General features: G+C 53.3%; 16 protein-coding genes. 8 read left to right on the plus strand and 8 right to left on the minus strand.

Features of this window, described 5'->3' with window-relative positions; genetic code table 11:
• Positions 1-197: 197 nt before the first annotated feature.
• Complete coding sequence (locus tag SH528x_RS18820; protein WP_442512010.1) at positions 198-1,859, minus strand: ABC1 kinase family protein; 1,662 nt, start codon at positions 1,857-1,859, stop codon at positions 198-200.
• Between the two features lie 424 nt (positions 1,860-2,283).
• Between SH528x_RS18820 and SH528x_RS18825 the strand changes: the two genes are divergently transcribed.
• From SH528x_RS18825 to SH528x_RS18845, 5 genes are all read left to right on the plus strand, one after another.
• Entirely contained in the window at positions 2,284-3,039 is a 756-nt protein-coding gene (locus SH528x_RS18825; protein ID WP_442512011.1) for a PDZ domain-containing protein, read from the plus strand.
• 201 nt (positions 3,040-3,240) lie between these two features.
• On the plus strand, positions 3,241-4,701 hold the full coding sequence (gene kaiC / locus SH528x_RS18830; protein ID WP_442512012.1) for a circadian clock protein KaiC: 1,461 nt from the start codon (positions 3,241-3,243) through the stop codon (positions 4,699-4,701).
• A 98-nt stretch (positions 4,702-4,799) separates the two neighbouring features.
• Entirely contained in the window at positions 4,800-5,147 is a 348-nt protein-coding gene (locus SH528x_RS18835) for a circadian clock KaiB family protein (RefSeq protein WP_442512013.1), read from the plus strand.
• Positions 5,148-5,224: 77 nt separating this feature from the next.
• Complete coding sequence (locus SH528x_RS18840) at positions 5,225-5,569, plus strand: circadian clock KaiB family protein (RefSeq protein ID WP_442512014.1); 345 nt, start codon at positions 5,225-5,227, stop codon at positions 5,567-5,569.
• Positions 5,570-5,576: 7 nt separating this feature from the next.
• Positions 5,577-8,030 carry an ATP-binding protein gene (locus SH528x_RS18845; RefSeq protein ID WP_442512015.1) on the plus strand — a complete coding sequence of 818 codons (2,454 nt, stop codon included), beginning with the start codon at positions 5,577-5,579 and terminating at the stop codon, positions 8,028-8,030.
• Between the two features lie 72 nt (positions 8,031-8,102).
• Here the strand turns inward: SH528x_RS18845 and SH528x_RS18850 are convergent, their stop codons facing one another.
• The 3 genes from SH528x_RS18850 to SH528x_RS18860 form a co-directional block, all read right to left on the minus strand.
• Positions 8,103-8,624 (minus strand): DUF1269 domain-containing protein, encoded by a 522-nt coding sequence (locus SH528x_RS18850; RefSeq protein ID WP_442512016.1) that lies wholly within the window; start codon positions 8,622-8,624, stop codon positions 8,103-8,105.
• An 86-nt stretch (positions 8,625-8,710) separates the two neighbouring features.
• Positions 8,711-8,905, minus strand: a complete 195-nt coding sequence (locus SH528x_RS18855; RefSeq protein WP_442512017.1) for a hypothetical protein — start codon at positions 8,903-8,905, stop codon at positions 8,711-8,713.
• Positions 8,906-8,962: 57 nt separating this feature from the next.
• Positions 8,963-9,856 carry a universal stress protein gene (locus SH528x_RS18860; RefSeq protein WP_442512018.1) on the minus strand — a complete coding sequence of 298 codons (894 nt, stop codon included), beginning with the start codon at positions 9,854-9,856 and terminating at the stop codon, positions 8,963-8,965.
• Between the two features lie 608 nt (positions 9,857-10,464).
• Between SH528x_RS18860 and SH528x_RS18865 the strand changes: the two genes are divergently transcribed.
• Positions 10,465-10,614 (plus strand): hypothetical protein, encoded by a 150-nt coding sequence (locus tag SH528x_RS18865; protein ID WP_442512019.1) that lies wholly within the window; start codon positions 10,465-10,467, stop codon positions 10,612-10,614.
• 4 nt (positions 10,615-10,618) lie between these two features.
• Here the strand turns inward: SH528x_RS18865 and SH528x_RS18870 are convergent, their stop codons facing one another.
• The 4 genes from SH528x_RS18870 to SH528x_RS18885 all read right to left on the minus strand — a co-directional run bounded on the left by SH528x_RS18870 (position 10,619) and on the right by SH528x_RS18885 (position 19,038).
• Positions 10,619-12,631: a SulP family inorganic anion transporter gene (locus tag SH528x_RS18870; RefSeq protein WP_442512020.1), complete on the minus strand. Its 2,013-nt coding sequence runs from the start codon at positions 12,629-12,631 to the stop codon at positions 10,619-10,621.
• 124 nt (positions 12,632-12,755) lie between these two features.
• Positions 12,756-14,276 (minus strand): proton-conducting transporter transmembrane domain-containing protein, encoded by a 1,521-nt coding sequence (locus SH528x_RS18875; protein WP_442512021.1) that lies wholly within the window; start codon positions 14,274-14,276, stop codon positions 12,756-12,758.
• The gene (locus SH528x_RS18880) at positions 14,276-15,676 is read right to left on the minus strand and encodes a proton-conducting transporter transmembrane domain-containing protein (RefSeq protein WP_442512022.1); all 1,401 of its coding nucleotides are present in this window, start codon (positions 15,674-15,676) and stop codon (positions 14,276-14,278) included. The genes SH528x_RS18875 and SH528x_RS18880 overlap by 1 nt, the downstream gene beginning before the upstream one ends.
• A gap of 221 nt (positions 15,677-15,897) precedes the next feature.
• Positions 15,898-19,038, minus strand: a complete 3,141-nt coding sequence (locus SH528x_RS18885; RefSeq protein WP_442512023.1) for a DUF2309 domain-containing protein — start codon at positions 19,036-19,038, stop codon at positions 15,898-15,900.
• A gap of 410 nt (positions 19,039-19,448) precedes the next feature.
• Here SH528x_RS18885 and SH528x_RS18890 point away from each other — a divergent pair, with 410 nt between their 5' ends.
• Both SH528x_RS18890 and SH528x_RS18895 read left to right on the plus strand, forming a co-directional pair.
• Positions 19,449-20,612 (plus strand): FIST signal transduction protein, encoded by a 1,164-nt coding sequence (locus SH528x_RS18890; RefSeq protein ID WP_442512024.1) that lies wholly within the window; start codon positions 19,449-19,451, stop codon positions 20,610-20,612.
• Positions 20,613-20,620: 8 nt separating this feature from the next.
• Positions 20,621-22,834, plus strand: coding sequence for an ATP-binding protein (locus tag SH528x_RS18895; protein ID WP_442512025.1), 2,214 nt, complete (start codon positions 20,621-20,623; stop codon positions 22,832-22,834).
• Positions 22,835-22,947 lie beyond the last annotated feature (113 nt).

Consider the following 22,947-nt stretch of genomic DNA (forward strand, 5'->3'; position numbering starts at 1 on the left):
CGTGAAAAAACGTTCGATTTCGATCGGGCGGCTTGCATCGCACCGCCTTAAAACCAACCTAGTGCTTCGTGTAGTCTAAGACCTAGGTTTTTTAATGTAGTGGAGCTTGCTAAAGCTCCCATTTTCCTGGGTGTGGGAGGATCTTTAGCAAGATCCACTACGCAAAAATATAAGACTGACAAAGTACTGATTCGCCTTTAACTGTTTTTGCACTGGTCATGCACTAGGATTTGCCACAACAGCATGCCGCCGAGCATGATGGAAATGAACAAAAAGAGCGACGCAATGGCGGGATAGCCAAACACCGTCAACCCCGCTTCCATCGACATCATTCTGGATGCCGCGAGAATCAAGGCCGCAATAATTAGGCCCGCAGTGATGCGATTGGCGATCTTTTGCATCCCCGTGATGATTTTGTCTTCATCAAGAGAATCGACCTTAACGCGAAAGTCACTTTCGGCAACACGCCGGCTAATCTCATTCATTCGCGCTGGCAAATTCTGCATCAATTCAGCCGATTCGATGATCGCTTGATAGGCATCGCTTAGCGACAACCGTTGCGAACCATGTTGCCCGACAATTTGATTTGCGTGGTCCCGAATCGCTTGGGTCGGATTGAACTCGGGGTCGAGCAACTTGACGACTTTGTCGAGATTCATCAGCGTTTTGCCAAGCATCGTGACTTCGTTCGGTAGAATGACCCCCGCGTCGCACGCCGCCCCTTGAATTTTCATAATCATTCGGCCGGCATTCAATTCGTCCATCGACGCGCCATGGCCGTCAGAAAAGACTTCGGCGATTTGCCGCTGGAGTCGGTCTCGATCGTATCGCGATGTTTTTTCGCCAGTGAGATGAGCAAACTGGGCCGCGGTTTTGGAATCGCCGTTGCCGACCGCTAGTAGTAATTTCAGCAAGTCACGCTGCATCGCAGGAGCAACATGAACGACCAACCCAAAGTCGAGTAACGCAATCCGACGCTCTTGGGTCAGCCACAAGTTGCCGGGGTGCGGATCGGCATGGAAATGACCGTCGACAAGGATTTGATGCAAGTATGCCGAGAAAATTTCGTCAGCGAGCTGGCGTCCATCCAACTCCAATAGCACCACGGGGCTGACGTCAGTGATTTTGACTCCTGAAACTCGCTGCATCACAAGCACGCGTTTGCGACAAAGATCCAGCACGGGTTCGGGAACATAGATCGAGTGATAATCGGCAAGCGATTCCTTCAATCGTTTCGCATTGCCAGCTTCGCGTCGGTAATCCAGTTCGCTTAGAATCGACTTTTTGAGCGTTGCCACCAGGTTGACCAGCTGGTACTTTTCGCCAAACTCCGTTGTTGAGTGAAGCAACGCCGCCAATTCTTCGAGAGCCCGCAAATCATCATCGAGATCGGGCTGCAGATCAGGTCGCTGGACTTTGACAATCACTTCACGTCCGTCGCGAAGCGTCGCGTGATGGACTTGCCCCAACGAGGCGGTCGCAGCGGGGCACTCTTCGATTTCGGCGAAAATCTTGTTGGGGTCGGTTTGGTACTCGCTCGCCAATAACTCGCGAACGTCCTCCCATGGCACCGGTTTGTTATCGTCCTGTAGCCGTGAAAGTGCCTCGAGATAGGGCTCAGGCAAAAAGTCGCCTCGGGTAGAAAGCAGTTGGCCCAGCTTGATGAACGCCGGTCCAAGTCGTTCAAGATCGCTCGCCAAGTCGTCGGGCGTTGCCGAGTCGCTGCGAACATCATTGTCGTATTCCTCGCTCTCTAGATCGATACCTGTTGTCTTCAGCAGGTCGCCTTGTCCGTATTTGTGAAGCAGCAGAGCGATGTCTTTGTAGCGTCGCAAATACTTGGTTTGTAGTGGAATCATGAGTAGCTCGATGTGGGTGCAGTGATGTTCGTCTTGATTGAATTCGTGATCGATTTTCGACCGGTTTGCGGCCAAGGTGATCGGGGTGGATGCGGACAAGCAGAGCAGTTGTCATGCCGATCCGAATTTAACACCTGACTCGTACGCGGGTGAAATGGCCGTAATTTGGGACACGATTCTTGCGTCACTTCGTATACGGTTGTGTCAGAGGCAATTGCACCGAAACATCTATGGGTTTTGGCACATCAATTGCTTCGCGATGCCGGTCAAGTGCGAGTGGAGCCATTTCGCGCGGTGCGAACGCATGCCATCGCGACGACGCGTTTCATACCGGCACAATGAACATGTAATGCCCCTGATACGAGCGACGTGGCTTTCACGTTGTTTCGCTAATTCGTCAAACTCAACAGGACGTGACTCACCGATGAAATTGCCAACACATTACTTCCAATCAACGTCACGTTTAGCGGCGATCGCGTTCACCACGGTTGTGATCAGCGCCGTCATAATTGGATTACCTGCTGCTGTTGCGCAACAAGCCACCAAACCGGAAGCCGCCGAACAACAAATCACCAAAACCGAACCTAATAAATCTGACGAAACCAAGCCGGCGACCACGGCGCACCGTGGAGAGCTGCGAACGCACGCAACTGACCAACCCGGTCAATCGCAGCCACGTCGGCTTGGAGTCGGGCTATCCGAGTCTGCGTCCGGCATTCTTGTTGAAAATGTGGTGCCAAATAGTCCGGCAGAACGAGCGGGATTGAAATCAGGTGACGTGATCTTAAAGATCGACAATCGCCCGGTTCCGAATATCAATCAGCTGCTTCAGAAGCTTAAAACAAATACTTCGGATCGATTCGAAATCACGTTGCGACGCGGCGAAACGGAGCAAACTGTCGTTGCCGAGTTTCTTGCCGACGCGGTTGCGAACAAAAATGTTGGCTCCATGGGGACTCAAGCATCTATCCCTGCCGCAAATCAGTCGAAGCCTGCCGCAAACCAATCGAACGAGTCGCTTCGAGCCGACGTACAGCGTCTTCGCGAGGAGGTTGAAGCACTGCGTCGCCAGGTGAACAAACTGATACGCAAACAAAGCCAAAACGACACCAAAAAATCCGAGATTGGCGAAAATGACAATCGTGAGCAGAATAAGGCTACTCGCAAAGATGCCAAATAAAGCGATTCGACCCAAACGACGATTGGCCAATCAGTTTGCATGACGTCGCGCTGATCTGTGCCAGTTCGTTTCCTGTTTCCTATCCACGTGGATTGCCGTCTGGATTAGCACGGGTCACAGCTATAGAATCGGAAGATCGAAAAAGCTTCTAGGCTTAGAGGCAGCAGACGTTTAAATCGAATTGCCGGATGGAACAGCGTCATGAAGGACGGAGAGAATCAGTCGAAAATGCTAGTGGCGAACCACTCCAATTCACTGAAAAAAGTGCTGACCGGAATTCAAGGTTTCGATGAAATCACAGCAGGCGGTTTGCCGGCGGGGCGGCCCACGTTGGTTTGTGGAAGTGCAGGATGCGGCAAGTCCTTGTTTGGCATCGAATTTCTTGTGCGCGGTGCGACGGAATTTGACGAGCCTGGTGTTTTTGTGACGTTTGAAGAAACGGCCGAGGAACTAGCTGCCAACGTCAAGTCGCTTGGATTCGATCTCAATCAGCTGAGCGACGAAAAAAAAATCGCGATTGATTATGTTCGCGTTGAACGCAGCGAGATTGAAGAAAATGGCGAATACGATCTGGAAGGATTATTCATCCGACTTGGATTTGCAATCGACTCGATCGGCGCGAAACGCGTTGTTCTGGACACCATCGAAACGCTCTTCAGCGGACTGTCGAATCTTGCCATCGTCCGATCCGAGTTACGACGGTTGTTTCGCTGGCTAAAAGATAAGGGCGTAACCGCCGTCATCACCGGTGAACGTGGTGATGGGCAACTAACACGCCAAGGGCTTGAGGAATATGTTTCGGATTGTGTCGTCATGCTTGACCACAGAATCATCGATCAGGTTTCGACACGTCGACTAAGGATCGTCAAATACCGTGGCACCTCCCATGGCACCAACGAGTACCCGTTTTTGATCGACGAGGAAGGCATTGTGGTGATGCCCTTGTCCTCCATCACACTGAACCACACTGTTTCGGCAGAGCGAATTTCTTCGGGTGTCGATGCGATTGACGAAATGCTGGGCAAAAAAGGCTTCTATCGCGGCAGCAGCGTGCTGGTTTCGGGAACTGCGGGTAGCGGAAAATCTTCGCTGGCGGCCCATTTGACTCACGCAGCTTGTGTACGCAATGAACGCGTGTTGTACATTGCAATGGAGGAGTCGCCCGACCAGATCGTGCGAAACATGCGGTCGATCGGCTTGGATCTAGCTCCTTTCGTCACCGATGGTTTGCTGCAAATTCATTCCATCCGTGCGACGTCCACCGGGATCGAACAACATTTGGTTCAATTTTATAAGATGGTTAGGCGTTTTCGCCCCAGCGTTGTGGTGGTGGATCCGATCAGCAGCATGGAGAGTGGGGGTACGCACTACGACGCCAATTCGATGGTGACGCGACTAATCGATTTCTTGAAAACTCAAGGAGCCACGGCGTTTCTAACGAGTTTAACGGGCGGCGACGCAGCGATCGAAAAAACGAGTTTGGAAATTTCCTCGCTCGTCGACTCCTGGCTGCTGTTGCGAGACGCGGAAACTGATTGTGAACGTCACCGAGTTCTTTACGTGTTAAAATCAAGAGGGATGGCTCATTCCCACCGCCTCCGACCGTTTCGGATTACGGACAATGGAATAGTGCTTTCCGACAACCCGTCGAAGTGTGAATAATCTTGCGGTCGACGTATTATTGCAGCGATGACGAACGGATAACCTCCCCAACATTTTGCACCTTCTCTCGAAACTACTGAACTTCACTGGATCAACAAATGGACTCGACCGAATCCCTGTCGCAAAGTATTGATCCAACGCAGGCCGAAGAGTTCGAACGATGGGAGCTGCGACTTTACGTTGCAGGTAAAACGCAGAAATCGATCACCGCATTCAACAACCTGAAGCGGTTGTGTGAGGAACATCTGAAGGGCCGTTACAGCATCGAAGTCATCGATTTGGTGGAAAAACCGCAACTTGCTGCCGGGGACCAAATTGTCGCGGTACCGACGGTGGTACGGAAATTGCCCGAACCCCTCTGTCGCCTAGTGGGTGATTTGCGAAATACGGAAAAAGCTTTGGTCGGACTTCAACTGCGGCCGTTACGGTCCTCCGACATGCTGTAATCCGAAACGCGTGCGTCTGATTTGGGAGTTAGCAGGAAGCTGCGCCCGTTATTTCAAGGCCTTGACAAAGTGAGCGAATGGACGACAGACTGGACGATCAGCGGCCACCTGTAACCTTGTGGAACGAGGGTGTGGAGGCCGATTCGCAACGTTTTATCCTCCGATTGTATGTGACGGGGATGACACCACGATCGATTCGTGCGATCGCTCAAATGACATCCATTTGTTCCGAATACTTGCCAGATCGTCACGATCTTGAGATCATCGATATCTATCAGCACCCCTCGCTGGCAAGCCAAGACCAAATAATCGCATCACCGACACTGCTAAAGACAAGTCCACCGCCAGAAATCCGTTTAATAGGGGAGCTTTCGGATCGAGGGCGAGTATTGAGCTCTCTAGGCATCGCGGGATCGGAATAAGTTCAGTATGGACGACGCTCCGTTACAAGCACAAAACGATGAACTCCGCCGGCGCCTGCTTGAAGCCGAAAACACGATTGAGGCGATTCGAGGAGGCGAGGTGGATGCGTTTGTCGTCACCGAAGGAGGGACTCAGCGAATCTATACCCTCGAGGGTGCGGACCGTCCTTACCGGTTACTCGTCGAACAGATGCAGCAAGGCGCGGTCACGTTGACCGATCGAGGCGACATCGCTTATTGCAATCGCCGCTTTTCCGATTTGCTGTGCTATCCTCATCATCGTTTGATCGGCACATCGCTTGCCGATTTCGTCGTGCTGGAGGAACCCAATGCCTACCAGCGTCTGCTCGAAGAGGGGCGGACGTCTTCCGCACAAACCGAAGCACAATTAATTGCTGCGGACGGCGCCGCCATTCCGGTGATTTTGACATTCAATGCCTTGGACCCGGAAAGCGGCGTTGCCATCGGAGTGCTGGTCACCGATCTGACTAGCCAACGCTCGCACGAGCGTCTTCGTGAAACGACCAAGCAATTGAAGATCAACGAAGAGCGTTATCGGACGCTGTTTCAGTCGATCGACGAAGGCTTCTGTGTCATGGAGATAATTTATGACGATCAAGGGTGTTGCAACGACTATCGTTTTGTCGAAGTAAATCCCGCTTTCGAAAAGCAATCCGGAATCATTAACGCGGTGGGACGTACGATCCGCGAGTTGGTACCCGATATTGAAACGACTTGGTTGGAAATTTATGGCGAAGTTGTCAAAACCGGCATTCCGAAGCGGTTTGTCAACGAGGCCAATAAGTTGTCACGTTGGTTCAACGTTTATGCGTTCCGCTTAGGAGGATCGCAAAGCCGACGCGTCGCGGCACTGTTTACCGATATTACGCATCAGCGTGAAGCGGAACTTCAGTTGAAACTGGCGCGGTCACGGTTGGAATCGACCTTAAACGCAGGTGAAATCGGCACGTGGGAATTTGACCTGATCGAACAAACGGTCTCGGCGGATGCCAATCTCGCTCGCATGTTTGGTATTGCGCCCGAGGAAACCGATGGGCGATCTTTGTCGGCGTATCTCGCAGCCATACATCCCGATGACCGCGACGATGTCGGCCGCGAAATCCGTCTTGCAATTGAAAGCGGCGAGCGATTGGAAGTAAGCTATCGGATCACCGTCGAGGGGCAGCCGGTTCGCTATGTAGTTGCACGAGGTCGAGTCGAACGAGACGTAAACGGCCGTGCGGTGCGACTGCCCGGCGTCGTGATCGATGTCACCGCACAGCGGCTCGCAGAAGAATCATTGCGTGAAAGCGAACGGAATCTGCGGTCGATTGCCGAAAGTCTCGAAGAAGCTGACCGACGCAAAGATCAATTCTTGGCGACTTTGGCCCACGAGCTACGAAATCCATTGTCGCCGATAAAGTCCGCAGCGCAAATGATGCAAGCGGTTGACGAAGATCCCAAACAACTTCGCGAGCTTAGCGCGATTGTTAATCGTCAAGCGGACCAAATGGTGCGGCTGATTGATGATTTGTTAGACGTCTCACGAATTAGTCGTGGGAAAATCAAATTGCGCACCGCGTCGGTCGATTTGCGTGACGTTGTTGCGGTTGCGCTCGAATCGTCCGCTCCGTTTATCGACGATTCCAAACAAACGCTGCATGTTCAAAATGCTGACGAAGCCCTCTACGTCACCGGTGATGCCGCGCGTTTGACTCAGGTGATTGTCAATCTACTTAACAATGCTGCAAAATATACGCCGGCGGCTGGCGAGATTTTCCTGAGCGTCGAAAAGCACGGAGACGAAGCTTGGATCAGCGTGCGAGACAACGGGATTGGTTTGGACCAATCCTCACTTGAAAGAATCTTCGCGATGTTTGAGCAAGTCGATGTCTCGAAAGAACGCGGACAATCCGGTTTGGGCATCGGGCTTTCACTTGCGAAAACACTCGTGGAACTTCACGGGGGAACCATTGCGGCGGAAAGTCCTGGGATCAACAAAGGATGTTGTTTTGTTGTCAAGTTGCCATTGCTGATCGGATACGAGCCGCCTGCTCACGCGGATGCGGTTGAACCAAGCGTCGAAAATGGTGAAGCGAAAACGTATCGGATTCTCGTTGTCGATGACGCCCGTGGAATTCGCTACGTGCTGTCACGTATGTTGATCAAGATGGGGCATTCCGTCGTCGAAGCCATTGATGGCGAAGACGGATATCGAAAAGCGATCGAGTATTTGCCGGATATCGTTTTCTCGGATATTTCGATGCCAAATATGAACGGTCACGAATTGGCACAAAAAATCCGCCAGACAGAGGAGCTCGGGCACGTCCGCTTGGTAGCGTTAACCGGATTTGGCCAAGACGCGGATCGCCAGCACGCGATCGAGTCGGGATTCGATGAACACATCGTCAAACCCGTTGACATTAACGTCGTTCAGCAATTGCTGCGCAACAACAAATGACGTCGTATATTGTCGAACCATTATCGCAATTGTGCTGCCAGCAGATGCAGGATTTCAAACTCCATTGCGGCGTTACGACGTACTGGTCGGTAGCGTTTTGATCGTGTGTTGAAACGCAAAACGCTCGAGCCGCTGAGGGTGAGTGGTTTTGAGACCTTCGAGAGCCTCGTCAATTCGCCCCGGCGTGCTCGTGACGATCACTAGCACCGAGCCGTCGGCAATCATTTGCTCGAAACTTTTCGCGGAATGATGATGGATTCCCCAGTGGCGAGTTTCTCCTAACAATCCACCTACCGTGGCGCCACCGACCAATGCTACCAAGGGACCGGTCACGACCACCGGGATCATCAGAGTTGCGATGGAGAGCGGCAGAGCCACTGCGCCGCTGAGGACTGCGCCTAAACCCATCGATGCGGCCACATCGCGTTTGATGGTCGCCCCACGTTCCCAATCCAGATTCGCCAATGCTTCTTCGTGGCCGCGCCACACCAATGACACGGCGTCGGTGGCAAAGTCGAATTTTTCCAAAACCTCGACACCGACTTGGGCTTTTGGCAACGTGTCGTAAACCGCCACTAGACATTCCGCATTCATATTCCTTCTCCTCAAATTGGCACCCGATAAAGGGTGGGGTTCAATAGGTCAAGTTGTCTAAACGCCAATGGGCATGTGATCGTCCATCAACGCATAAAGTAGAACGCGGCCGCCAACATGATCAAAATTAAGATGATGAAGTAAGTGGCAGCCACGATGGCGAAGGCAGAACTTGGCTGCCGTCGATCCAACGACATTTGCTCCTCTTTGCCACGTTCGCTTGCAGGAACGCCGCTGTCATCATCATCTTCATTGCGAGCGGATGTTTCGGAGTTGACCATCGATTGCCTTTCATTCACGAGACTGCTCATCATACTTCCTTTCATAGCCAAGCTTGTTTACACGAAACCGAGACCACGGATAACTCGATTCCGGGTAATCCACACGCTGCACGGCGCGTGCCGAACGACATAGCGAGTGACATTCCCCATCAAGGCGCGACCGAGAAAATTGCGTGGCGTTTCCCCCACAATCAACAAGTCGCTCTGACGATTTTCAGTGAAGGTGACAAGCCCTTCACTGACATGTTCGCTTTCGATCAAGTGCGGTTTTGCTTGCGGAACTTTGTCGTGCAGCTGTTCCAACGCCAATTGGTTCGCTTTTGCAGCCAGCTGTTTGACCGATTTTGGGTCTCGCTCAATCTGAAACGCCACTCGACTTGCAAAGGAGATGACCGCGACAAGATCAACTTCGGTCTGGCGTCCCCAGCCTGTTTCCGCAAATTCTTCGAGAGCGGCTTGCGCTGATGCGGTTTCCTCATAGCCGATCGCGATCCGTAACGGACGATCAGGGTCGTCGACTGGGCGTGGCCGCACGACCAACACGCTGCAATGTGCATGTGTGGCTACAAATTCACTCGTGCTGCCCAGCAGCAATCGACCGACGATGGAATGCCCCCGTGCCCCTACGACGATCAAATCGGCACCGCATTCGCGGGCAACGTGAACGATGGACACTCCTCGATCCCCTTCACGAATCTCGTGACGCAGGTTTACGTTGGCACCTTCGAACATTTTTTCGATGTTGGCATAACACTCATGCGCGTACGCCCGTTCGCACTCGAGTGACTTCAGCATCCAATCCGAGATTGGATAGGCACGATCAATCGAAGGGATCTCAAGGACCGTCACCACGGTCAAATCGACCTTGTCCGGGTGCGGCAAGTGCGCCAAAAATCGGGCTGCAACTTCAGCACTCTGGGAACCGTCGATTGCAAGAACAATATTCTTCATGTGATTGCTCCGTATCCTTTGATCCTACAGTAATACCATCAAACTAGCAAAACTTTTCCCTGTTACCGTGCGAAGTGATTGGCAACTCATCGGCTGTGTATGGACGCCAGGCATAGGCAACTGCTAGGACCGCAAACGCATTGGTGGGACGGAAGTATCCTCCGCATGCTCTGCAATTGTGAGCCGACGTCGGTAGCAGCAGGGCTCATTTTGCCGACGATTTGCGGTCTGGCAGCCCCGCACTAGCCAGTTCGACGCAAAATACGCGACAGTCGAGTTGGCCGGGAGTTTATTCCCAACTTGCACTCGGCTTGGCAGTTTTTCCAATGCCGTAGTAGAGAAGTTTGAGAGCTGAACAGCAATCAAATTGGGGGGGCAGCTACGGCAGCAGACGGCGTGAGACGCTTTAGTGTCCCGAAACGCGAGCTTCGTTTGTCACGATTAAGTCGAGTGGTCCTGCTCGCGCGAGATGCTAGAATACGGCCGTCGCGTTTTGACTTCGGCACGATCCGATCATTGTGATCGCCGGGGCAATCGCTTTATCGCCTTCAAGACAAAACATTCTCGCTCTAACGCTGACGCTTCCCCGTCAAGGTGGACTCTTTTTTATGCAACACGCGTTAGATCAAGTTCTGGAGTTGGGGCAATTTGCGATGCTTGTCATCGCTGTCAGTGTCGGGGCAATTTTGCTGCTGTCACTGGTTGACCGACATCCTCGTGACAAAAATCCCCAAAATGACCGCGACTCGAAAAAGTAGCGGATCACGCCAGCGGTTGAGCCTCTTGTTCAACGGGTTTTGCTGCGGGCATCGAAAACGCATCAAGTCGTGCGACCAACACCGTTTCTAGACAAAACGTGAGTTTGTGATGCGGTTGGAATTCCCGTCGCAATAGATCCACCATCTGCGTACATGCCGTAGGATGAGCGATGACTTCGATACGAATTTGCGGTTTTGGCACCACTTCGCCGGATTGCAAACCGCTCCGCCCGATGCCGAAACAGGGTAGTGACGTAAACCCAGTGGCACCGAGACGAACAAATTCATTTTCCAGTCTCGTTTGCAATTCAGGTTCGGTGATGACGGTTAAGCGTTGAATTTTCGACACGCGACGGCGACGCGCCGACTGGGCGTGCCCCGCGACAGGTTCGTGGGCATCCAATCCGATGACGTTAAAGACCAAGCCTTCTTGTTCAAAGTCGGCCTCCATCTCGTGCAACTTGTCCATCACGCTGTGGTCGACGAGCTCTGTTTCCGAAAGATCGAGCTCGACATTCTTGCGTTCCAACAAACCCACGCGTTCGATCTGGCGACGAATCGGGATCCAGTTGCTAAAGATCGCGGATTTGTATGCTACCAAACGAACGGTTTGACCATCGTCGTCAAGCAACTCAATTTCAGGCTTGATTAGGGTCTTCAGTGGCACGCCATTGGATAGATGCATGGCGACCTTGGTCGCGATTCCGATTCCGATTCCGATCAGCAGGTCGGTTGCAAGGACAGCTACCAACGTGACTGCGAAAATCACCAGTTGTTCACGTCCGATTCGCCACACATTCATGAATTCTTGGGGGTGAGCCAAACGGAACCCGGTGTAGATCAGCATCGCAGCGAGCGCCGCCACAGGGATCCGATGTAACACCATCGGAATAAAGGCAACACAAACCAGCAGGAACATGCCGTGCCAGAAATTAGCAAACCGTGTTCGCGCCCCATTATCGATGTTGGCCTTACTTCGAACGATTTCCGAGATCATCGGTAATCCACCCACCATCGAAGCACATATATTGCCCACTCCCACCGCAATCACATCACGGTCCATGTTCGTTTTGCGTTTCCATGGATCAAGCAAGTCGACGGCCTTTGCACTCAATAGCGATTCAAGGCTGCCTATCACAAAGAACATAAACACCCAGCTCCACGCTTTGGGCTGAGCCAGTGCTGTAAAATCGGGTGTAGTGATTTGATTGAACATGCCAAATACCTGTTTTGGCATTTCGACCAAGTACTGCTCGCCCAGTTGGTACTCGTGGTTTTGCAGCGTGTAAGAATGCTTGTGCATCAAGTCGAAACCCATCCCCATCGGGATGGCGACGATCAGCACGATCAGCGGCGAAGGCAACAGTTTCGTCCAAGCCGTTTTGGTCCGTATCATCGGCCAAATGAACATGATCAGAACGCTGGTCAATCCAATGGCGGCGATCGCAGGATTAGCCTCCGCTACAAACGCGGGAATTTTCCTGAGCATCTCAATCGGAGTGCCTGATGCGCTGACTCCAAGTGCCACAGGGATTTGTTTTGCGATAATGATTACGCCGATGGCGGCCAACATGCCGTGCACGGCCGAGATCGGGAAAAATTCACCGAGGATGCCTGCTCGGAAGATCCCGAAAAAGATCTGCAGCAACGCCGCAACCACGCCGACTGCCAACGCGGCCCGATACGCGGCAACATCGTTCGCGCCCCAACCACCAATCGAGGAACCATCGCCACCAAAGGACTCGACGCACCCGAGCACAATGACGATCAAACCTGCCGCCGGGCCTTTGATCGTCAATTCAGAATTACTGAACAACGTCGCAATCACCGATCCGACGATTGCAGTGAAGATGCCAGCGATCGGAGGGAATCCGCTCGCAATCGAAATCACGAGACACAGCGGCAATGCGATCAAAAAGACCAGCAACCCCGAAATGATGTCGTCTTTAAAGTACTTCTTAAACCCCTCGAGGTTTCCGCGAGGCACTTCTCTCTCAATCGGTGCGTGGTCGCTCATCGGTATCGTTCCTGAGACTTTCTGTGGTTGTTTCTTGGATGAAGAAATAAAGGTTGTTATTACGGTCGCTACCGTCAACAGACGATGGGATCCACGCTCTGGCGAGCGTGTCTACGCGGATCATTCATTCGTCGCTCACGAGCGACCGATCGGGTTGGTCGCTATCGGACGATTCGGTTTTAATCGCACTTTCGCGTGGCACTGCGGCCTCAAGTTCGGTTTCAACTTGCTCGACCTCTTCGGGATCGACGGTCATCGGGTTGGTTTGCCGTCTTCGCGTCAACTCTTTCGCAGCGTGGTACCGCGACGCGACACCCGGTTGAGGAAACAATCCACCGCCGAGAATAAGCAAGCTCAATACCAACACCGCAAGCTTTTCGGCCGGGCGAGCATGCATCGGAATGGGCGTCCGATTGTGGCGTCCTGTAAAGATGCGGAAGTAAGCGAACAAGACGGCGATGCCGTTGAGGGCTGCGGCAATCACGACCATCGAACCGACCAACGGATACACGTCGACCGCACCTTCGATTAGCAGTTCCATGCCGACAAATCCCACCGTTGCTGGAAATCCAATCGATGCCAGACCTGTCAGCAAGAAGAATCCGGACAGAATTGGCATCTGACGGTAAAGACCGTGAAAATCGGCGAGTGAAATTCGCGATATGCGTGCCTCGATACAGCGAAGCGTGATCCCGAATCCGGTCAGCGACATGCCAACGGAAATCCATAGACACAATGCACCGGTCAATCCAATCGGAGTGACCAATTCCATTCCGACCAACACGAGAGACGACTGGCTCAACAACAAGTAACAAAACATACGTCTTGCCTCTCGCTGAACCAACGCCATCCCACCTGCATAGACGGCGGTAAACAGCGATAGAATCGCAATACTCTGCATCGCCCATGACGGCGCAATGGGCAAAATTAACCGCATCACCGCATACGCACCCACCAACGGCGTTGTAAACAGAATGGCCGTTCCGAAGGTCCCCTTCTCAAATAGATCCGTCATCCACAAGTGAAGTGGGAAAATTCCGGCACGAAGTAAGCAGGCGACAGTCAACAAACCACCAGGGATCAGTACGGCACTCGAGCGGACGTCGACTAACGACAACCACGCCCAACCGGCGAGCAACATGACGATAAACGCTCCCATGTGGATCACGTAGATCCGCGAGCAACGTTCGCGTTGGCGAAGTTCCAAGTATGGCGGAATGGTGGACACCACCAACAACATGATCAACGTCCACGACTCGCGGCAACTGAATGTGGCCAGCATCAACGACTCCGAGACCAAAGTCAGCCTCAATGAGAATCGCGGTGCTTTCGTGCGAAGCGTTGACATCACGGTGACCAAGAAAATCAGCGCGACCAACGGCAACTGGAACGCACTTAGCTCATCCACTACGAATATGTCGCGTGAAAACAACCAGTCAAGGAACAACCAATGGTCGTGGGCTTCAAAGGAGCCCAGTGAGACAAAGTCAATTAATTCGCCCACCGTCAACGCAAATGTGGTGGCACAGATGATCACGCAATGACGGAGCGCTTTATCGGAACTACCAAGAAAATGAACCCAAAGAGCTCCGAACATTGGCAGTAGGATTGATACTTCAATCCATGGAAATCGTAACTCTGGCATCACGCAACTCCTTCGCTTTCTTCAGGATGCAATGGGACATTGTCCGATTCACGCGATGCTTCATGCGAAAGCAAGTCGGTTACACGACGTTCCATTAAATCAAACATTACAAACAACGAGAGGAAGGGACGCACAATATATTTGTCTAACGCGATGTCCATGAAACCGCGATCAAAACCGAAGCGATAGGCCCAGCGCTGAACACTCTGTGGCAGCATCCGTACCCAAACCGTTTGCGTTTGCGTTATGCGGGTTCCCATCGCGTTTTCGAGTTCGTTGTAATCTCGCAGCAGTGATGGGGCGCGTAGCAATTGCATCGTGCGAAGCGAAGCGTGCCCGATGATGTGGATCAACGCCAAGTAGCGAAATCCCAGTCCAATTTCCATGACGATAATTCCGACTTGAGTTAATGACGCATAGGCCAGCGAAACTTTGATGTCGCTCTGCACGCGGGACATCAAGGCACCACAGACAGCCGAGACCGCGCCGAGCACGATGACCATCAATTGCAACGTAAACGAGGCTTCCAGTAGTGGACTCATCCGCAACAACAAATAGACGCCGAGGTGCACCGACAACGCACCATAGAAAATCGCACTTGATGGCGTCGGGCCTTCCATCGCTCGCGGCAACCAACCTGAAAACGGAAACAACGCCGATTTACCGGCAGCCGCGATCAGCATCAGTGACCCAACAAGCAACGCCTGACTCGAATTCACAGCTGCGGTCCCTTCGGGCCAAACCCCCGAGCTCATCAGACCACCAAAATCGCCTTCACCCGTCATATGATGCATCGTGATCGCCGCGATCAAAAACGCAGCATCCGAAAGACGATAGATCGACCATACACGTTGGCCGTTGCGAACGGGATTTTCACGCTCGTGGAAGTAAGCGACTAATAACGCCGACGACAAACCGACCATTTCCCAGCCGACGAACAGCGTTTCGATTGTTCCCGCCAACGACGATGTGACCATGCCACAAAAGAACACCGCGTAATACAAAAAGAAGCGGCCGTAGCCTTGTTCGCGATGCAGATAGCGACGCGTGAACGCGCCAACGACGCCACACAACACACATGACAGGATCAGAAACGGAATACTCAGCCGGTCGAATACAAATTTCAGGTGAAAGTGGAAATCAAGATCCTCGTCATGGATCGTGACCCAATCGCCCAATTCGATCGGCACATAGCGAGTGCCGACAATCAACATCAGCAGCAATATTCCGATGGCGGGAACCAATGCGAACAATACCGCAGCCTGAGTCGTCCGTGAGATGGTCGTCTCGCTAAGCGGGCGATCCACCAACGCCGATAGTCCGAGGATGGCAAGCAAGATCGCGGGGCTTGCGACCACGGCGGTTCCCAGAACATGGAAGACCGTTTCAGTTAGGTTCATCGCTACCCTTCGCTGAGGATGTTATTTTTTCAAATGAAGTAGGCAAGGAGAGTCTTTTCTCAGAGACAGGAAATTTGTTTTCGAGGCGGCTTAGGACGTTCGGAACAATAAATGGCGGGCGGTAGTGGACGAGGCTACGAGTCCTGCAGCTTCATTCAGCCCAAAAGGACTCGTTGCCTCGTCCACTACGGAAGACGCCGCCAGTTATTTTTCCAGGCGACTTAGTCCGCGATCACGCTGGTATGTCGCGGCGGCGATTCCTCGATCGATGCAAAACCGACCGGGCCCCGCTGTCCGCGGTACCAATCGATCGACGACTCGACCGCAGGCAATTGTTGCGTTTCTGGAGTGTATGGTTCGTATTTTCCGTCGACATAACGGCTGATCGCCAGCGTTTCGGGATCAAGCAACGCGAGTTCAACCCATCGGCCTTTGACCAGTTTGGCAATGCCTGGACTCGAGTCCATCACAAGCTCCATTTTTTCCGGAGTCGTTTCGATCAGAAACAACATCCTCATCGCCTCGTGAATTTCCACCATTTGCTGTGACAATCCGGGGCGTAAATCGCTTGAGGCACCCGTCATCACGCCGATCATCGAAGAGACGTTGTGCGGCAGTTTTGACCCACATCCATAGCCTTCGTTGTCAACGGTCGAGAAATAGTACTCAAGATTAATGCCCGCACAAACAGGAATCGCGGCACCAAGAATTCGCTTTAAGATCGAGACCTCTTCGTCGTCAATGCTCGGGTCATACGAAGTCAGAAAAACTCGGCGATCGAGAAACAAACCGCGGCTCCATTCACGCCGACCGACGAAGGTCAACGCGTTGGTCGCGTGGTTGTATTCAGGCCGGGCTTCGGAAAGGTCTTCGGCACGCTGCTCGACATGCTCGAGTGCTTCGCGTGGAGTGAGATCCAACGGCGCGGATTCAAATTTACGCGATCGCTCGTGGGCAACACGTGCTCGCGTCTCGTTGACACATTGTTCGATACGACGGAACAAAGGGCGGTGAGTTCGGGGCAATAAATCGAGATCGTAGTATTCGACACTGTCGTCGCACGTATTGTGATAGGCGCCGACGAAGCGCACCTCATCGGGAATTTCGATCCCACGAGCTGCCGTCAATTTTCGTACCCGCGGGTCATTCGCCATCATCGCAAACGCACGGGCGTTAGGGCCACCACGACCGCCGCTGCATGCGCCACAATTGTACGCCGATTCGTGCGGATTATTTAGACTGCTGCTGCCGTGACCAAAGAAGATCATGATCGGTGGGAAATCCTTGACCTCTCCGATGTCCTGCAAGATACGAACGACAATTCCTGACATCTCCTCCAAACTGTAGCCGAGCGATTCCGGATCGGCACCGGGCTCTGCCGCCGTCCGCTCGAGATGCAACTCGGTTGCGGGTGGACGAACAAATGTGCCAAAGGATTTGCGAATCTGAGAGGTTAATCTCGGAGCCATGATTCGGGCGACCATCGGAAACGTTGCGATCGCACCAAATACGCCCGTCACCCAGCCTCCGACCATCGTCCGGCTGCTGGCGTGAACTTGGTGAGTCATCCGCCCGATCTGACGACGCCGATGGGCGCGTCGTTCACTGGACGTGACCGTCGAAAACGTGGGTTCTTCGAGCACGTAGTGTTTGGGCGTAATGATGTTTGGACACAGCGGACGAAAATGTGCGTGGTCCGCTCCCTGGTAATACATTGCCACTGCGAAAAAACCGGCGGCCGACGCTGTTTCACATTCGGGATCGACCTCTTCCAAATGTCGGCGGAACGATTCTTCGCGATCGTCTATACAGAAAATCGCGATGAATGCCGGCCGCTTGTCTTTGGATCGCTGCAGTGCCACACGACGTTGAGAGTGCGTTGCAACCGCATCGAGCGTGGCAATTTGATAATGCCGTTCATAGGCAATGTGCAAAATACGTCGCCGCTCGGTCGACGAAAACAACTCGATTTCTTGGATCAAACATTTCCACTGAGGTTTGGACATGTTGATCAATTGTTCGGGAATCCATCCGCCTGCTTGTGCCAATTGAAACACCGCATAACAGCGTTGTTCGGTCGATGGTCCCGTGTCCCGTTTCCATTGACGTCGTGCCAGCGAATGGATTTGATCAAGATCGGACGTGCCAAATCGCCGTCGGCCCAGATCGGCGATCGCATGACGCTCTAGCAGCAGTCGGATCGCTAGATACTCGTTCAACGTGCCGCTTGGTGCCGGTTTAGGCAACCACGGTGCGCTAGATTCCATCTGCCAAATCATCCCGGCCCAGCCACGCAGAGCCAGCAGCGTTAACTCGATCTTCTGTTCGAATTGGTCCGGTTTGATTCCCAACGCACTCAGTGAATTTGCGATCGACTCGATCGGATCAAACGTCGAATTGACAACTTCTTTGAGTTCGTTTTGCAGCCCATCGATCCACGCAGGTTTGATCGTCATTGGATTGCGATACAACGCAGCAAACGACTTTGCGAATCCGAGCTCACGCTCTGGCAGTGACCAATCAGCCAGCCCCTGGTCGAGAAACGCACCGCAAAAGCGAATCAAGACTTCGTTGACCGTCACATCAATATCGTCGCCGGTAATCGAAAGCAACAAGTCTCGCAAACGCGCCGGTTCTTCCTTCACGTGGGTTTCGAGCGCCGCCGCCTCGACACCATTATGACACACCGCCCACATAAGCTTTAGAACAAACACTTCCCACTGTGCATCGGACCATGAGTCAATGTCGTTGCCACCACATTCGTGGATCACGTCCTCGACCACTTGCGGCAGCAACGTCGAAGCGGTTTCGCCGGCTCCTCGAACAGGGCCGTGTTGGCGGTTCCGCATGACCCAATTGCGGGTATGTTGGATGACTTGTTCGCGACGCTGCGGCGAAATCTCACGGCTGAATCGTCTCAGCAAATCGCTTTCGACGAGCAACCAACGCAACTCCGCATCGGGCGCGGTATGCAACGTCATCTGCAGCATCGCCAGCCGCAAAGTGTAGCGAGTGCCAAAACTCGCAACCAAGTTGTCTGCGTCGTCGTCAAGTTCATCCATCAGAACATGACGCAAATCGTCGACAGAAATTCGTCCGTTGACAATCTCGTCGCGATAACGCTCTTCCGACAGATACGGTTCACAACCATACAGTTCACCGCCGCGAAGTACCGCCTTTTCGAACGGCATATCCTCGAAGGAATGTAAGGTATTGTGATGGACGAAAACCGAGATCGGTCCCTGCGAGGGCAAGTAGTGCTCCGCATGCTCGATCGCGGCTCGAATTGCAGATGCGGTGTCGGATGTCGGGATGACGTCACCGTCGTGGCGAGAGTCAACGTCCGCTGACACATCTTGCATTGAATCGATCCTCGATGGCTTTTATTGGGAAATATCGTGTCGTCTGGAACGACAAAGGCTCAGTGCAAGCACGCCGCGTGCCGTGTGATGTAGCCGCAGTGCTGGTCCCTCGGCCGTTTCGCCGTTTCTCGCAGGATTTACCGCTAAATCAATTCATGAAAAATCAGCAAAGAACCGCAGGAATTTAGGATTTGCCAATTTGTTTAGCAAATGGGGCGACGCCCAAGGACCCGGGGCTGCAAATTTCTGCATGGTGTATGCAGAACCTTGCAGACAAAGCTAAAACCACTCAAAATGCGTTGAGTGATGGCGATAACAAGCCTGCTGTTGCGCCGCAGCTAGATCCGTTTTTGCGTAGTTGATAAGATAAACGGCTGTGCCTTTTTGCCCTAATCTGCTTATTAAAATTCATGACTCAATCCGCCGTAGCACGAACCCAACTGACTGACTCAAACGCTGCCGGCATCGACCTCGGGGAAAAACTTCGTGATTCGTTGGGAGGGCTCGAACCGGACGCCGTCATTTTGTTTGCGTCCCCGCAATACGACTACACCTCCTTACTCGCCGCACTTCAGCAAACGTGCAAACCGCACGTCTTGGTCGGTTGTTCTTCGTCGGGCGAGTTTACTTCGCAGGGCAACAGTGACGGTTCTGCATGCGCCGTGGCGATTTGTTCCGACGAAATCGAATTCTCGGCAAATATGGCGATGGGTCTACGGCAGGATTCCGAAGCGGTAGCTCGGCAATTGGCGGGATCATGGCAGGGCGAGCATCGGCATCATTTTCGCTATCGGACGGCGTTGGTGTTGACCGATGCGTTGGCCGGACACGTCGAAGAGTTTTTGAATCAATTGACAATCGCCACGGGTGGCGGATACCGGTTCGTCGGAGGCGGTGCCGGGGATGATGCACGTTTTGAAACGACGCATGTCTTCTGTGGTACCGAAGCGGCTACGGATGCCGTGGTCGCACTCGAAATCCTGTCGAACAAACCGATCGGAATCGGAGTTGCCCACGGGTGGCGGGATGCAGGTCCGTTGTTGCGAGTCACCGAGTCGCGAGCCACCGACGTAGTCAGTTTAAATGCGACGACTGCGGCCGATGTTTTTGCCGAACACGCTCAGGCCACTGACCAACAATTCGACCGTAATGCCCCCTTGCCTTACTTTCTGCACAATGTGTTAGGGGTTCAAACTACCGACGGATACAAGCTTCGCGTGCCGCTTCAGATCCAAAGCGATGATTCCGTTGCCTTTGCGGCCGAGGTGCCAAGTGGCAGCGCCGCTCGGATCATGTGCACCACAGCAGTTGATGCCAGTGCAGCAGCCAGCGCGGCGTGTCGCTCGGCGCTGGACCAGCTCGAAGGCTCAGAGCCCTCGGTGGCCCTCTTCTTTGACTGCGCAGCGACTCGATTGCGACTTGGGAAAGGTTTTGGATTAGAATTGCAATCGCTGCAGGAGACACTGGGGACCGACTTTGTCGGCTGCAATACGTATGGCCAAATCGCGCGAGCGGAAGGACAGTTTAGCGGGTTTCATAACTGCACCGCTGTCGTCTGCGTCATTCCCGTTTGAGCCACGTTATGAATCTTGCGCAGACGCTAGACTGGATCGCCTCGCTAGCGGACCCCGCGACGCGACGCGAAACCGCCGAGCAAATCGCACGCGGTCTCGGACTAGAACACTTGTTCGTATTCGCCGAGGACGCCGATGTCGGACTTTTTTTGCCGATCTCCGGTTTTCCCCAAACGTTGCCTGAGGGGCAATCGTGGCAGAAGTATTTGCGAGAATGTCGTAACTCGGCTCGTCACACCGCGACGCTCGCCTATCCGGTTCGAGACCAGCACTGTTCCGCCAGCGGTATTTCGATCGGTTCACTCGTGATCGTGTTGCTGGGGGATCCTCGCGCATCAGCTGCGGCGATCGATTTGTTCGAACAAGCCAAACGCGGCTGGGAACTTTTTGCATACGGTGTTTCGGGCGAACTCGCCTCGGTGACGGCAGCACGACACGCGATGGACGCTCGCGATGCAGCGGAACAATCTAGCCGCCTATTGCTGAGTCTCGATACGGCACGACGCGAACTTCAAGATGCCGTCGTCGCGGCGGATCAGGAAATCGACCGTCGGCGGTTTGCCGAAGCCGAAGTTTCGAGGCTGTTGTTGGCCGAGAAGCAATTTTCGCGGCTGCTTTCCGAAAGCGAGGCACGTCTTCGTTTGGCGGCGCGGGCCGCCGGATTCGGCACCTACTATGGTGACATGCAAGCGAACCAAGTAAGTTTGTCCCGCGAGTTTATGCAGCTGCTAGGATTGCCCGCGGATCACAACGACACCCTGCGGTTAAACAAATTGCTGAGATCGGTTCATAGGGACGACCGTGAACGTGTCTCGCAGAAAATGGACCAAAGTTTGGACCCTGGCGGGAGTGGCGAATTTCAGGATGAACATCGAATCGTCCGGCCCGATGGCGAGGTGCGGTGGGTGATGATGCGTGGCAGCACGATCTTTGCAGGCGATCCCCCCACGCGTTATCCCTCTCATATCGCCGGCGTCGCGATCGATATCACCGAGCGACATCAATACGAAGATCAACTCAAAGAGGCACGTCGCGCAGCCGAAGCTGCCAACGAAGCCAAAAGTTTGTTCCTGGCCAATATGAGCCACGAAATTCGCACGCCAATGACCGCGATTCTTGGCTTTGCCGACCTGCTGCATCCGCGTCTGCAGGATCGCGAAGACAAAGCATTTATCGAAACGATCAAAGCCAATGGAGATCACCTCTGCGAGATCCTGAACGACATCCTTGACTTGGCAAAAATCGAAGCGGGCAAAGTCAATGTTCGGCGCGAGCAGCATAGCATCGTCGCATTGATCAACCATGTGCACTCTCTGTTGAACGGCCGCGCCACAGAAAAAGGATTGCGTTTGCATGTCCAGTACGAAGGATCAATTCCAGGTGCGATCCATACGGATTCGAAGATGCTACGGCAAATCTTGATCAATTTGGTCGGCAATGCGATCAAGTTCACCGAAGATGGCGAAGTGCGAATCGTGATACGCTGTCACGCCAACGACCAGCGGCTTGAAATTGCAGTGATTGATACCGGAATCGGGATCCCGACACCCGATTTGGAAACGGTGTTCACCCCTTTTGAGCAGCTCGACAATAGCGCTACGCGAAAGCACGGCGGCACAGGTTTGGGACTTGCCATCACTCGCCGTTTGGTCGAACTGTTGGATGGCACGATCAGCGTCGACAGCACGATGAACAAGGGATCAACGTTCCGATTTACCTTGTCGACGGGTTTCTTAGAGGACGCCCAATGGATCTCGCCGTCTGCGGCTCAGGCAGAAACGCAGAAAACTGACGTAACCAACGAAACTTCCGAAAGACCAAACGAGCTGCTCGAAATATCGGGGCGCATTCTGGCGGTGGACGACAGTCGCGATATCCGTTTCTTGGTTCAAGCGTTCGTGCGTGCTGCGGGAGGAGAGATTTTGTCCGCGGTCAATGGAGCGGAGGGGGTTCAAAAATGGATTACCTATCGCGACAGCGGGATGGACATCGACGTGATCTTGATGGATATGCAGATGCCGGTCATGGACGGAATCACCGCAACAAAACAATTGCGGGATCGAGGCTTTAAGGGGCCGATCATTGCACTGACGGCAAACGCGCTACAGCGTGATCAGCAGCGATGTCTTGAGGCCGGGTATAGCGACTTCATCACCAAGCCGATCGACCGACGTGAATTGCTCGTCAAACTTTCGCACTGGCTCGAGCACAACGCATCTTAAGCGGTCTGCCGTTATGAGTAGTTAGGCAGGAGTCTTTCAGTAAATTGGCCGTTTTGGCGCTAGCGGGCTGTTGACTTAGTGAGCCATGACGCGTGAGCGGCCGGGGGCCACGC

This window comes from Novipirellula methanifontis (assembly GCF_052161655.1).
Classification (GTDB): Bacteria; Planctomycetota; Planctomycetia; order Pirellulales; family Pirellulaceae; genus Novipirellula.